Consider the following 12,492-nt stretch of genomic DNA (forward strand, 5'->3'; position numbering starts at 1 on the left):
ATGTTCGGGCTGAGCAGGGGGACCTGCGGCAGGCTGGCTGACCCGGAGGAGGGGCGGTTGGGCAATATTGTTTTTGTGGCGAAGGAAACCACGGGGGATGAGACGCGCGTCGCTGCGTCCGTCGAGACCGTAAAGAAGATGATTGGGCTCGGTCTCGACGTCGTCGTCGAGTCCGGAGCGGGCACCAAGTCGAAAGTTCCGGATGCGGAATTCGAAGCGGTCGGCGCGCGGATTGGCTCGATCGGTGCGGCGGCGACCGCGGATGTGGTATTGAAGGTCCGTCGTCCGACGGACGAGGAGATCGGCGGCTACAAGGGGGGCGCGGTCGTCATCGCGGTCATGGATCCCTACGGCAATGACGAAGCGATCGCCGCCATGGCCAAGGCCGGGCTCTCCAGTTTCGCTATGGAGTTGATGCCGCGCATCACCCGAGCGCAGTCCATGGACGTTCTTTCCTCGCAGGCAAACCTCGCAGGCTATCAGGCGGTCATCGAAGCGGCTGCGGTTTATGACCGTGCCATGCCGATGATGATGACGGCGGCCGGCACCGTTCCCGCGGCCAAGGTCTTTGTCATGGGCGCTGGTGTTGCCGGCTTGCAGGCTATCGCCACGGCGCGCCGTCTCGGCGCCGCGGTGTCGGCGACCGACGTTCGCCCCGCGGCCAAGGAGCAGGTTGCCTCTCTGGGCGCCAAGTTCATCGCCGTCGAAGACGAAGAGTTCAAGGCGGCCGAAACGGCCGGCGGCTATGCCAAGGAAATGTCCAAGGAATACCAGGCGAAGCAGGCCGCCCTTGTGGCCGATCATATCGCCAAGCAGGACATCGTCATCACCACGGCCCTGATCCCGGGGCGTCCGGCTCCGAAGCTGGTCTCGCGTGAGATGCTGAAATCGATGAAGCCGGGTGCGGTTGCGGTCGACCTTGCCGTCGAGCGCGGCGGCAATATCGAAGGCGTCAAGCCGAACAAGGTCGCCGACGTCGACGGCGTGCGCGTCATCGGCTTTTCGAATATGGCCGGCAGGATCGCTGCCAGCGCCTCCCAGCTCTACGCCAAGAACCTCGTCACCTTCCTTGAGACCATGGTCAACAAGGAAACGAAGTCGGTCACGCTCAATCTCGAGGACGAACTGATCAAGGCGACGATGCTGACACATGCAGGCAATGTCGTGCACCCGGCGTTCGGCGCAAAGAAGGGGGATAACTGATGGCCAGTGAAGCAATGGACAAGGCGCTGGAGCAGTTGAACCAGGCCGTGAATGCCGTGGCGGCCGCGGCCGCCCATGCTCCAGAGGCGGCAAGTGCTGCAACCGGCGGTGCGATCGATCCCTTCGTGTTTCAGTTCGCGATCTTTGTGCTGGCGATCTTCGTCGGCTATTACGTCGTCTGGTCGGTGACGCCGGCGCTGCATACGCCGCTGATGGCGGTGACCAATGCGATCTCGTCAGTAATCGTTGTCGGTGCGCTTTTGGCGGTCGGCATTTCGACCAGCGGGCTTGCGACCGGCTTTGGCTTCATCGCCCTGGTCCTCGTCTCCGTGAACATCTTTGGCGGCTTCCTTGTCACCCAGCGCATGCTGGCGATGTACAAGAAGAAGGACAAGTGAGGACCGCATGAACAGTATCGCAGCCTTTCTCTATCTTGTTTCCGGCGTGCTTTTCATCCTGGCATTGCGCGGTCTTTCCCATCCGGCCACCAGCCGCAAGGGCAATCTTTACGGCATGACCGGCATGGGGATCGCGATCCTCACCACGTTGACGCTGGCGACACCCTCGTTCGGCGGGCTGGTGCTGATCGTCTTAGGTCTCGCCATCGGTGGCGGCGCGGGCGCCTATATCGCCCGCGTGATCCCGATGACCTCGATGCCGCAGCTGGTTGCAGGGTTCCACTCGCTGGTCGGCCTTGCCGCCGTGCTTGTGGCGGCCTCGGCGCTCTATACGCCGTCATCCTTCGGCATCGGCAATATCGGCGGCATTCACACCGAGGCGCGGATCGAAATGGCGCTCGGCGTTGCGATCGGCGCGCTGACCTTCACCGGCTCGATCATCGCTTTCCTGAAGCTCGACGGGCGCATGTCCGGCAAGCCGATCCTGCTGCCCTTCCGTCACCTGATCAACATCGCCCTGCTGGTGTTGATCGTGCTCTTCATCATCGGCCTCGCCGCAACGGAAAGCCATTTCGATTTCTGGGCGGTCGTCGCGCTGTCACTGGCACTCGGCGTACTGCTGATCGTGCCCATCGGCGGCGCCGACATGCCTGTCGTCGTGTCGATGCTCAATTCCTATTCGGGATGGGCGGCCGCCGGCATCGGCTTCACGCTTGGCAATCTGGCGCTGATCATCACCGGCGCGCTGGTCGGTTCGTCCGGTGCGATCCTCTCCTACATCATGTGCAAGGGCATGAACCGCTCCTTCGTTTCCGTCATCCTCGGCGGCTTCGGCGGCGAGACGGTCGCGGGCGGCGCGGATAATTCCGACAAGACGGTCAAGCTCGGTTCGGCCGAGGATGCCGCCTACCTGATGGCAAATGCCTCGAAGGTCATCATCGTGCCGGGTTACGGCATGGCGGTGGCGCAGGCGCAGCATGCGCTGCGCGAAATGGCCGACAATCTCAAGAAGAACGGCGTCGAGGTGAAATACGCGATCCATCCGGTCGCGGGCCGTATGCCGGGTCACATGAACGTGCTGCTTGCTGAAGCGAACGTGCCCTATGACGAGGTCTTCGAGCTTGAGGACATCAACTCGGAGTTCGCGCAGGCTGACGTCGCCTATGTCATCGGCGCCAACGACGTCACCAATCCGGCGGCGCGCGATGACAAGACCTCGCCGATCTACGGGATGCCGATCCTCGATGTCGACAAGGCCAAGACCTGCCTCTTCGTCAAGCGCTCGCTCGGCTCCGGTTACGCCGGTATCGACAATACGCTGTTCTACAAGGACGGTACGATGATGCTGCTCGGAGATGCCAAGAAGGTCACCGAAGAAATCAACAAGGCGATCGGCCACTGAAGCGTCGCCAGCATGCTTGATCTCGATTAAACTACAAGGGCGCGGACTTGGACCGCGCCCATTGTTTTGCACGGTGATGTCATGTCCCTCGAAACGCTGCTCCTCTACGTTCCCGCCTGTTTTGCGCTGAACATGGCGTTTGGTCCGAACAACCTGCTCTCGGTGACGATCGGTGCGCGCGCAGGAATGGGCATGGCAATTGCAGCCTCCGCCGGGCGCATCGTCGCCTTTGCGATCATGATCGCCATCACGGCCTTCGGTCTCGGCGCCCTCCTGATGGCTTCAGGCGTGGCCTTCTCGATCGTGAAGTGGCTGGGTGTCGCTTATCTGCTCTGGATTGGTTTCAAGCTGTTCCGCGCGAAGGTGGATGTGTCGGAACTGGCGGCTGCCCATCACCCTTCAACGTTCAGGGCGTATGTGCGGCAGGAGTTTCTTGTTGCGTCGAGCAACCCCAAGGCGATCCTGATCTTCACGGCTTTCTTGCCGCAGTTCGTCGAACGCAATGCCTACTGGCAGAGTTTCTTCACGCTCGGAGCAATCTTCCTGGTCTTGGAGGTCGGGGCGATCAGCATTTATGCCTTCGTCGGCTCGCGACTGCGTGGCGTCATGCGCAATGCCTGGGCGGTTCGCCTTGTCAATCGGATCAGCGGCTCGATGATGATGTTGTTCGGCGGCGCTCTTGCGCTGACGCATCGTTCCGCTTGACACGGAAAGGAGAGAGGCGGGTGCCTCTCTCCTCTTCGGCGCGACCTGAGATCAGGTGGCGGCCGGCGCCAGCGTCAGTTTCTCCACGCCGAGCGCGAGATTCAGGCCTTCCTGAGCCTGAACGTTCAACGGCTGGAGCATGAAGGATTGGTTGGTGCCGCCGGCAATGACCTTGGCACCAGCGCCGGCGCCGAAGCTTGCATCGACCCCTACGCCGTAATACTCACCGGCCAGCGCGTAATCGGGAATGTCGGTTCCGGTCTTGGCCAGAACCTGCCAGATCATCACAGTCTTGCCGGTCTGGCCGACATCCAATCCGAATTTCTGGATCGTTCCGGCATAGACGACCTTCGGGCCACCCTCCGCCGGCGTAAAGGTGCAGAGCAGGTTCTTCTGCGAGGTGACGATCAGTCCCTGACCACCCTGCGATCCGCAGACGAGCTGGCCGAGGGTGATGTAGTTTGCGGCACTTGCCGGGTTTGCGATGGCGGCTACTGCGGCAGCCGCCGCGGCAATCATCGTTTCCCTGAACATGGACTTCTCCTTTCGAGTAGCCTGTCGGAAACGAAGGTCCAGTGTTAATTGTTCCGTGCGTTATGCACGCTCGAGGTTGCGACGAGGAGCCGTCAACGCCCAGTAAAAGCCTTCTGGCGGGAAGTCGATTTCCACGGTCCCACCAAAAGCGGCGGCGGCGTGATTCTTGATGATGGTCGTCCCAAAGCCGGAATTCTCGGGAGCGCGCGCTACCGGACCGTCACGCTCCTCCCACGTGAAGACAACAAGAGGTTCGTTGCGCTCTTCGTTCTGGGCATCCCGCCAGCTCAGCCGAACGCGGCCATGCGGCACGGAAAGGGCACCGTACTTTACCGAGTTCGTGGCAAGTTCATGCAGGACGAGACCGAGATTTTGCACCACGTCGGGTTTGAGGACAAAATCCTTGCCAGATATCTCGGTCTGCTCGGCAGCCTGCGGAAAGCCCTTGAAGTGGATGTCGATCACGCGGCGCAGCGATGCGCCGGCCCATTGCTCGCTGGTGAGCAGGTCGATCGACCGGGACAGGCCTTCGAGGCGATCGACAACCGCTGCCTGGTATGCCTCCACGCTGTCCGCGCGCTTGGCGACTTGGCGCATCATCGCCTGCACCAGGGTCAGCAGGTTCTTGGTGCGGTGCACGAGTTCGTTCATCACGAAGTGCAGGCGGTCTTCCGTCTGACTCCGGTCGAAAGAAGCGTTGGAGAGCGCGACCGCAACTTGGTTCGCTTCGATGACGCTGGTCTCGATGGGGGCCACGATGTGGCCTTCGCCCATCCGAATGGCCATGTCGGCGATTGAGCGGATCGTCGTGCGCACCTGACGCGCAACGATATAGGCGGCCAGGATCGCGACAAGCATCAGCGCCAGGCCGCCGATGATCAGAAAGCGCCATGTCGTCAGGATAGAAGACTGCGCCGTGGCGACGGGGCCCCATATCACGGTCTTCCAGGACCAACCCGGAATCTGCGCATAGCCGAGCATCGCGTTCGGCAATACCTGCTTGTTCTCGTAGACGCCGCTGAAATTGACCAGGGAAGGCAGGATGTCTGGATTGAAAGGTTGGCCGAAGCCAATATTCGTGGCGCCGGCGGAAGCCACCACATGCCCACTCTGATCAATGACCGCCGCAGACCAATCGTTCGGCAGGCCTTCGGTGGTGACCAGCTTCGCAAGGTCCCCGGCGTTCTGTGTTATGATCAGCGCCCTGACCTTGCCGGCCTGCATCGGCATGGTGACGTTGTAGACGAACTCGCCGCTAGTTCGTCCCATGAACACATCGGACGCTTCGATTCGGCCGGATTTGATCGCGGCCTCGACGGACGGGAGATTGCCGGCCTTGCCCAGCGGTTCGCCATAGTCCCGACGGGTGTTCAAGAGCTGTTGCCCTGTTTCATCAACTGCGATGACGTAGAGATTGTCTGTACGCAGGGACGTCTCGGTGCGAGCGTGGAAGGAGGCGAAGTCGTTATTCTCCAGTTCCGGCGAGTTCGATAGCAACCTTAAAGTTGTGGCCATGTCCTGAAGCTGGCGATCGATGGAGCGGGCGAGAGCGGTCGCATCCTGGGCCGTTTCACGCCTCAGAGTTGAGCGCTGGTTGTCTTCCAGCTGCGCGAGCAGAAGTGCCACCAGTGCGAAAATCGGCAAGGCCGTCGCAAGTGCCATCGCGATCAGGTAGGTCCCGATCGATGCCTTCGGAAAGAAGCGGAAACGGCCTTTCATGAGCCGGTACCCCGCTGACTTATGCAGCCGAAATCACCGGTTCGCCAACCGTTTACAGGCATGAAAGCAAAAATCTGGACCACCGCAATTGCCTTCAACGCGCCCCCGGCTCTCCTGATAGCCTGCTATCGAAACCCACGGCAATGTTAGGGACAGGTAATGGTGCTTGCAACACACTAAAACATGTCGTCCGGCAATTCGCAAATTTTTGTTCAACCGTGGCGTCAATCGAAGCTTCCGAGGCGGAAGGGAACGAAAAACGGAGGCCGCATCGCTCATAAAAATCTCGTAAGAGGCGAGTGGTTGACAAACGGCGCCAAGCTCACTCGGGAGCGCGCCAGGCACCGCAAGGCCGTTCGGGCCCGATCGCGATGAGGGGGGAGGAAAGGGCCGGGGCGGCGAAAGATCCACGCCGAGCCGCGTGCTGCCGGCACCAGGTGCCGCTGAGCGGCGATGATGTTACCGTCGGCCCGTTTGGCAGGTCGCCTGTAGTGCCTTAGCCGGTGGCCGCGCCGACGCGGGCAAGACCGTCCTTCGCCGGCTGGTACTTCGGGTCGAGCCCGATTGCATGGCGGTAGGAGCGGGCGGCCTTGTCCTTTTCGCCACGACGCTCGTAGACCAGCGCCTGGTTGGCCCAGGATTCGGCGACGTTGCCGTTGAGCTCAATCGCGTGATTGAAGTCGGCAAATGCGTTGTCGTCGTCGTTCAGCGCGATGTAGGAAATGCCGCGGCCGTTATAGGGTTCAGGCGCATTCGGCGAGAGCGAGATCGCCTTCGAGAAGTCGTCGATCGCCTTATCCTGCTGATTGCGCTTCTGATAGATCAGACCGCGATTGTGATAGGCGCGGCCGTCGGTCGTGCCGTTCTGGATCGCCTTGTTGAAGTCGTTGTAGGCGGCATCGTCCTGGCCGGCGGAGCGGTAGACATTGCCACGGCCGATCAGCGCCACGTCGTAGTTCGGGTTGATCTGCAGGGCGCTGTTGTAGTCCTGGATCGCCTGCTGCTGCTGACCCATGTTGCGGTAGACCAGCGCGCGGTTGGCGTAGGCCTGATAGAAGCGTGGGTTGATCTGCAGGGCCTTGTTGAAGTCGTTCAGCGCCGCGCGGAAGTCGCCGCCGCGACCGTAGGCCGAGCCCCGGACGTTGTAGCCTTCCGGATCCTGAGGATTGGCATTGATGACTGAGGTCAGCGAGGCGATGTTTTCCTGCGAACCCTGCGCCTTGTCGATGCGGATGACGGCATCCGAGGTGCTGCCTGTCGTGCAGCCGGCAAGGCCTAGCGCGGTGACGATTGCGAAAACCGGTAGAACGGCGATTTTCGGCGAACGCAGAGAGCGGGTCTTGGTGATGTCAGCCATGCGGGCTCGTTTTCCCCCAGTGCAGCCGGTCCGCTTCAAGGACGGGCAAGCTTCAGCAGCAATAAAAAGGCGGTGGCGAATAGTTCGCCCCCGCCAACATGCATCTGAAAACGTCGAAATAACGACAGCTACGCTTAGCGTGCGACGAGACCTTCGCGCTGTGCCCGCTTGCGAGCCAGCTTGCGAACACGGCGAACGGCTTCGGCCTTTTCGCGAGCGCGCTTCTGCGACGGCTTTTCGTAGTAGTCGCGCATCTTCATTTCGCGGAAAATACCTTCGCGCTGCATCTTCTTCTTGAGAGCGCGGAGAGCCTGATCGACATTGTTATCGCGGACAAGTACCTGCACGAGAATCACGTTCCTTTGGTTTGGTTGATGCCGGCGTCAGCACGGCGCCAGAGGCAAAAAATATACAGTTCGCGCGGCAGCAGCCTTGCGATTGAGGATGCGGATAGCAGAACGGTGGGGCGAAGTCCATATGTTCCGGCGGTTCTTGCCGCAAAAAACGGTTTCTTATCCCAGGGAAGGCGCTTTTATGGGAGCGCAATGGGGCCATTCAGCGTAGCTGGGTGTTTCGGAGTGCTGTCGATCCGCGTTGCGCGAACTGCCCAAAACCCCGATAGCACGCTTCCTTGCCTTGTTTATTTCGTAGTTTGCGCTATATGTAGCTAATCGACTATTGGTTGTGACCTTTGTGAAAGAGCGTCAAGCTCCGTCAGATTTCCTCTCAAAATCGATCTTAGCCTTGTGAATGAACGCATGGCAGTAACGACTATGAAAGGAGATCGTTATGAATTCAGGTACCGTTAAGTGGTTCAACAGCACCAAGGGCTTCGGCTTCATTCAGCCGGATGACGGCAGCACGGACGTTTTCGTCCACATTTCCGCTGTTGAGCGCGCTGGCTTGGGAAGCCTGTCCGATGGACAGAAGATCACCTATGATCTCGTTCGCGACAAGAAGTCTGGCAAGAATTCTGCCGACAACCTGCGCGCAGCCTAATTCTCATTCGGCCCGGCTGACCACGGATGTACTGGCAGCTGAGAGCCTGATGGCGGAGGTCGGGGTCAAACCCGGCCTTTTATGTTTTTGACGCTCAAGACAGTTCGGTGGAACCAAATGGCACGAATGCCAAGATACGCTGTCGGCGACACTATCGTTCTGAAAGACGGTCTCGTTCGCACCGAAGAGGCGCGCAGGACCTGCAAGATCGCGGTAGTTCTACCGTCAGACGGGAGTCGCCCGCAGTATCGGGTCCGGTTCGAGACGGAAAACTTCGATCGGCGGATTCTTGAGAGCGATATCGACATGAACCAGTCGGTATCCCCTACGCCGAGAGTTGACGCCGACGCGGATATCCAGGGCGGATCCTGGTTGAAAACTTCAAGCATCAGGGTACGGAAGTAGCTTCCACTCTGACCAACCGGCAAACAGATTTGCCGCACGAAAGGAAAGAATTTGCAGGTTCTCGTTCGAGATAACAATGTCGACCAGGCACTCCGCGTCCTGAAGAAGAAGATGCAGCGCGAAGGTCTGTTCCGCGAGTTCAAGGCGCGTAGCGCTTATGAAAAGCCGTCCGAGAAGCGTGTTCGCGAAAAGGCGGAAGCGGTTCGCCGTCAGCGCAAGCTGGCGCGCAAGAAGCTGCAGCGCGAAGGTCTCCTTCCGGCTCCGAAGAAGGCAGTCCGTCCGGCTCGCTGAGCTGCCATGAGGCGAGCTCCGTCTAGATAGAGAGACCAGATGACTTCAAAAGACGAACTCTTCAATCCGGCCAAGCTCTCCCCGCGCGACAAGGCGGCTGCCACTGATACGACAGCGAAAGCAATCATCACGGCAGAAGCCGCGGCTCGCGAAAAGAAGACCGAGAAGCTCAGGGCGCTACGCTTGCAGCAAGAAGCCGAAGCACCAACAGCCGCCGCCCCTGCCAAGAAGCGGCGGACTGCGCCCAAGTCGGTTTGATCCTCCCAGCAGCCTCGCGCCAGCGCGCGAGGGCCCTCTCAACCCAATGGGGATACCCATGTGGATCGCTCGAGGCACGCGCGAAATCGCTACTGTGCTGTCACCTGTTGGAGCGCGGGCACCAGTTCGACGACCGGCGGGTTCCACTTTCCTGTCAAGGCTTCGCTCTCCGGTCCGTAGAGGCGCATTGTCAGGTTGAACGGCCCGGCAGGTGCCGGTAGCCAGTTCGCTTCCTTGTCCTCGCCCGGGCTCTTGTTCTGGAAGTAGAGATCAAGAGAACCGTCCGCATTGTAGGCGAAGGGCATCCAGCTGCTGACGGCAAATCGGTTCAGGCTGTTGGCGACTTGAAATCCCTCGGGATCGTAGAGCGTGACGGACCAGAACGCTTTGACCGGTGGCAGGTTCGCCTTGTCGAAGTGGATTTTGTAGCTGTTCGCTCCGTTTAGCGGGTTTCCCTTCTCGTCGCCGAGGTTGAGCGGATAGATCGCGTCCTCTGGCAGGTTTGCGCCCAGCCCGAGCTGCGCGACGATCGCCCGCTTCAAGTAGTAATTGCCGTAGACGCCCATGGTGTCGGTGTTCATCGACCAATTGTTGGCGACGCGGGCAAGCGTCGGAACTTTCCAGTCCATCAGCTTCTGGGCTTTGGCGGGAACCGCTTCCAATGCCTTGGCGGCGGTTGGATCGATCTTGGTCTTATCGAAGCTTTTTCCCGGCTCTATGCCGATCCGTTTCATTAGCGCGATGATCGGTTGGTCGGTGATGTGAGGCGGATTATGTTTCATGACCTCGGACGCATAGGCGAAGAAATCCGCCGCGGTCATGCCGTCGACAGTCTTCTTGGGAGGCGTCGTCATATCGATCTTGGGATCGATCGTGACCTTCACCGGTTCTGCCGCCTTCCCCCATTGCGACAGCGGCGTGACCTTGTAGCCTGCCTGGATCTTGTGGACCGTGTCATAGTCGGCCGGCCCATCCGTTTTCGTGCGCCCAATGACCCAGACGAAGGGCGTCGGTGCGTCAATGCGCTGTACGCCGGCCGGCAGGTCCTTGCCGCTCCATCCAGGCGGCACAATCGCGAAATCCGCCTTCGCGGTTCCGGTCGTCCGCCATCCGGGCGAGGCGAATACGTCACTCCACATGTCGAGCATCGGCAGCAGGAAGTAGCGACCGTCGGTATCAGGCGCCGACACGATGACTGGTTCCTTGGTCATGTCGAGCCACGCAACGGAATAGAGCGTGTCAAAGTTCGGTCGGACGACATCTCGAAATTCAGCAGTTGGGAATTCCGGTACATTGGTGAACGCATTGGCCGGTCCACGGCCCATCTTCTTGCCCGCTTCGATATTTGTCGCCTGCGCACGGGTCACATCCATGGTGACTAGCGGATAAAGATAGACGTAGGCATCAACCCCGATGGCCGCGGCTTCCGCCTCGGTTATGGGGTCGGCGGCCATACCAGGCCCGGCAATGCACGCTCCGGTTAAAAATAGACCGGCAGCGAAATTGATAGCACGCAATGTCATTGCAACCCTCCCAACGACCGGCGCAACAATCCTCCTTGTTGAGGCGGTCCGTTCCAATTGATGCAAACCTGGGGTGGTGGCGCGTGTTGTAGATTATTCCCGAGGCTGCACCGGTTCGACTCATGCGAAAGACGTGATTTTCTGGTGCGCGAGGGCGGTCTCGCGCTGACTGAAAATATGCGCTCAGGAATTGTAAATTCAAGTGTTCTAAAATGCATTGAGGGTTGACCACTGTTTGCACGGGTCGGTTTGCGCGGGTCGGAAAGTGACTCAACGTTTTTCAAGTCGGGGTGAGAACGACCCGACGTCTCCTGCTGCATTCTCCCGTCGTGTCAAAACAAAAGCCGGTCCGCGTCGCAAAAGAAACGTTGTGCCGCTTTTGGATTTGCGATTTGTATGGCCGACGAGAAGGGACCTTTCCCCTGAAGGAGATGAAGGCGGATGCGCAGATACTCGGTTTTTGCCGTGGCGAGGGAGGCCCTGAGGGGTCACAAGGGCTGGGAGAAGCAGTGGACTTCACCGGAACCGCGCGCCGAATACGACGTCATCATCATCGGTGGCGGCGGGCATGGTCTGGGTGCGGCCTATTATCTCGCCAAGGAGCATGGCATCACAAATGTTGCGGTGCTCGAAAAGGGCTGGCTCGGCGGCGGGAACACGGGTCGCAATACGACCATCATCCGCTCGAACTATCTCTATGAAGAGAGCATGCACATCTACGAGCATTCGATGAAGCTCTGGGAGAACCTCTCGCAGGATCTCAACTACAATGTTATGTACTCGCCGCGCGGCGTGATGATGCTATCGCACAATGTGCACGACCAGCAGTCTTTCAAGCGCCACATTCATGCCAACCGCCTCTACGGCATCGACAATGAATGGCTGACGCCGGAGCAGGCGAAGGCTTATTGTCCGCCGCTCGATATCTCAGCCAGCGCCCGCTACCCGATCAACGGTGCCGCCCTCCAACGTCGCGGCGGCACGGCGCGTCACGATGCTGTGGCCTGGGGCTACGCGCGTGCGGCGTCCGATCGCGGCGTCCACATCATCCAGAACTGCGAAGTCACCGGCATCCGACGCGGCCCTGATGGTCGCGTTACCGGTGTCGAGACATCACGTGGCTTCATCGGCGCCAAGAAGGTCGGCGTTTCGGCCGCAGGTCACACGACCACGGTCATGAAGATGGCCGATGTGCGCGTGCCGCTGCAATCGAGCCCGCTGCAGGCGCTGGTGTCCGAACCGCTGAAGCCGATCTTCCCCTGCGTGGTCATGTCCAACACCGTGCACGCCTATATCTCGCAGTCCGACAAGGGTGAGCTCGTCATCGGCGCCGGCACCGACCAGTACAATTCCTACAGCCAGACCGGCGGCCTGCAGATCATCACGCACACGCTCGATGCCATCTGCGAGCTCTTCCCGATGTTCCGCCGCGTCAAGATGATGCGCCAGTGGGGCGGCATCGTCGACAACACGCCGGACCGTTCGGCGATTCAGTCGAAGACGCCGGTTCCGGGTCTCTACGTCAACTGCGGCTGGGGCACCGGCGGCTTCAAGGCGACGCCGGGCTCGGCCAATCTCTTCGCGCACCTCATCGCCCGCGATGAGGAACACAAGTTCAATGCCGGCCTGACGCTGGACCGCTTCCGCACCGGCCGTCTGATCGACGAAGCCGCCGCCGCCGCCGTCGCGCACTGACAC

At 60.2% G+C, this 12,492-nt stretch carries 13 protein-coding genes; 8 read left to right on the plus strand and 5 right to left on the minus strand.

Features of this window, described 5'->3' with window-relative positions:
• Positions 1 to 57 precede the first annotated feature (57 nt).
• The 4 genes from C934_RS0109980 to C934_RS0109995 all read left to right on the plus strand — a co-directional run bounded on the left by C934_RS0109980 (position 58) and on the right by C934_RS0109995 (position 3,708).
• On the plus strand, positions 58 to 1,203 hold the full coding sequence (locus tag C934_RS0109980) for a Re/Si-specific NAD(P)(+) transhydrogenase subunit alpha (RefSeq protein ID WP_018856579.1): 1,146 nt from the start codon (positions 58 to 60) through the stop codon (positions 1,201 to 1,203).
• Positions 1,203 to 1,601: a proton-translocating transhydrogenase family protein gene (locus C934_RS0109985; protein WP_018856580.1), complete on the plus strand. Its 399-nt coding sequence runs from the start codon at positions 1,203 to 1,205 to the stop codon at positions 1,599 to 1,601. The genes C934_RS0109980 and C934_RS0109985 overlap by 1 nt, the downstream gene beginning before the upstream one ends.
• 7 nt (positions 1,602 to 1,608) lie before the next feature.
• On the plus strand, positions 1,609 to 3,003 hold the full coding sequence (locus tag C934_RS0109990) for an NAD(P)(+) transhydrogenase (Re/Si-specific) subunit beta (protein ID WP_018856581.1): 1,395 nt from the start codon (positions 1,609 to 1,611) through the stop codon (positions 3,001 to 3,003).
• Positions 3,004 to 3,084: 81 nt separating this feature from the next.
• Entirely contained in the window at positions 3,085 to 3,708 is a 624-nt protein-coding gene (locus C934_RS0109995; RefSeq protein WP_018856582.1) for a LysE family translocator, read from the plus strand.
• Positions 3,709 to 3,759: 51 nt separating this feature from the next.
• Here C934_RS0109995 and C934_RS0110000 read toward each other — a convergent pair whose 3' ends face one another.
• The 4 genes from C934_RS0110000 to rpsU (C934_RS0110015) form a co-directional block, all read right to left on the minus strand.
• Entirely contained in the window at positions 3,760 to 4,242 is a 483-nt protein-coding gene (locus C934_RS0110000; protein ID WP_018856583.1) for a DUF992 domain-containing protein, read from the minus strand.
• Between the two features lie 60 nt (positions 4,243 to 4,302).
• Positions 4,303 to 5,961 carry a sensor histidine kinase gene (locus tag C934_RS0110005; RefSeq protein WP_018856584.1) on the minus strand — a complete coding sequence of 553 codons (1,659 nt, stop codon included), beginning with the start codon at positions 5,959 to 5,961 and terminating at the stop codon, positions 4,303 to 4,305.
• Positions 5,962 to 6,457: 496 nt separating this feature from the next.
• Positions 6,458 to 7,318, minus strand: coding sequence for a tetratricopeptide repeat protein (locus tag C934_RS0110010; RefSeq protein ID WP_018856585.1), 861 nt, complete (start codon positions 7,316 to 7,318; stop codon positions 6,458 to 6,460).
• 134 nt (positions 7,319 to 7,452) lie between these two features.
• Positions 7,453 to 7,665 (minus strand): 30S ribosomal protein S21, encoded by a 213-nt coding sequence (rpsU, locus tag C934_RS0110015; protein WP_003585885.1) that lies wholly within the window; start codon positions 7,663 to 7,665, stop codon positions 7,453 to 7,455.
• Between the two features lie 442 nt (positions 7,666 to 8,107).
• Between rpsU (C934_RS0110015) and C934_RS0110020 the strand changes: the two genes are divergently transcribed.
• The 3 genes from C934_RS0110020 (at position 8,108) to C934_RS0110035 (ending at position 9,271) form a co-directional block, all read left to right on the plus strand.
• The gene (locus tag C934_RS0110020; RefSeq protein ID WP_018856586.1) at positions 8,108 to 8,317 is read left to right on the plus strand and encodes a cold-shock protein; all 210 of its coding nucleotides are present in this window, start codon (positions 8,108 to 8,110) and stop codon (positions 8,315 to 8,317) included.
• Between the two features lie 456 nt (positions 8,318 to 8,773).
• Positions 8,774 to 9,013, plus strand: a complete 240-nt coding sequence (gene rpsU / locus C934_RS0110030; protein ID WP_007527643.1) for a 30S ribosomal protein S21 — start codon at positions 8,774 to 8,776, stop codon at positions 9,011 to 9,013.
• Positions 9,014 to 9,052: 39 nt separating this feature from the next.
• Positions 9,053 to 9,271 (plus strand): hypothetical protein, encoded by a 219-nt coding sequence (locus C934_RS0110035; protein WP_018856588.1) that lies wholly within the window; start codon positions 9,053 to 9,055, stop codon positions 9,269 to 9,271.
• Between the two features lie 89 nt (positions 9,272 to 9,360).
• On the opposite strand, the gene C934_RS0110040 is transcribed toward C934_RS0110035, so the two are convergent.
• Entirely contained in the window at positions 9,361 to 10,794 is a 1,434-nt protein-coding gene (locus tag C934_RS0110040) for a DUF1254 domain-containing protein (protein ID WP_026371720.1), read from the minus strand.
• A gap of 441 nt (positions 10,795 to 11,235) precedes the next feature.
• Between C934_RS0110040 and C934_RS0110045 the strand changes: the two genes are divergently transcribed.
• Positions 11,236 to 12,489 (plus strand): sarcosine oxidase subunit beta family protein, encoded by a 1,254-nt coding sequence (locus C934_RS0110045; protein WP_018856590.1) that lies wholly within the window; start codon positions 11,236 to 11,238, stop codon positions 12,487 to 12,489.
• Positions 12,490 to 12,492 lie beyond the last annotated feature (3 nt).

This window comes from Rhizobium sp. 42MFCr.1, assembly GCF_000377185.1.
Taxonomy (GTDB): Bacteria; Pseudomonadota; Alphaproteobacteria; order Rhizobiales; family Rhizobiaceae; genus Rhizobium; species Rhizobium altiplani.

Coding starts and splice junctions, on each gene's coding strand:
- C934_RS0110035 (WP_018856588.1), top strand. CDS start 9,053: ATGACTTCAAAAGACGAACTCTTCAATCCGGCCAAGCTCTCCCCGCGC.
- C934_RS0110005 (WP_018856584.1), bottom strand. CDS start 5,961: ATGAAAGGCCGTTTCCGCTTCTTTCCGAAGGCATCGATCGGGACCTAC.
- C934_RS0110045 (WP_018856590.1), top strand. CDS start 11,236: ATGCGCAGATACTCGGTTTTTGCCGTGGCGAGGGAGGCCCTGAGGGGT.
- C934_RS0109985 (WP_018856580.1), top strand. CDS start 1,203: ATGGCCAGTGAAGCAATGGACAAGGCGCTGGAGCAGTTGAACCAGGCC.
- C934_RS0110010 (WP_018856585.1), bottom strand. CDS start 7,318: ATGGCTGACATCACCAAGACCCGCTCTCTGCGTTCGCCGAAAATCGCC.
- C934_RS0110000 (WP_018856583.1), bottom strand. CDS start 4,242: ATGTTCAGGGAAACGATGATTGCCGCGGCGGCTGCCGCAGTAGCCGCC.
- C934_RS0109990 (WP_018856581.1), top strand. CDS start 1,609: ATGAACAGTATCGCAGCCTTTCTCTATCTTGTTTCCGGCGTGCTTTTC.
- C934_RS0110040 (WP_026371720.1), bottom strand. CDS start 10,794: ATGACATTGCGTGCTATCAATTTCGCTGCCGGTCTATTTTTAACCGGA.
- C934_RS0110020 (WP_018856586.1), top strand. CDS start 8,108: ATGAATTCAGGTACCGTTAAGTGGTTCAACAGCACCAAGGGCTTCGGC.
- C934_RS0109995 (WP_018856582.1), top strand. CDS start 3,085: ATGTCCCTCGAAACGCTGCTCCTCTACGTTCCCGCCTGTTTTGCGCTG.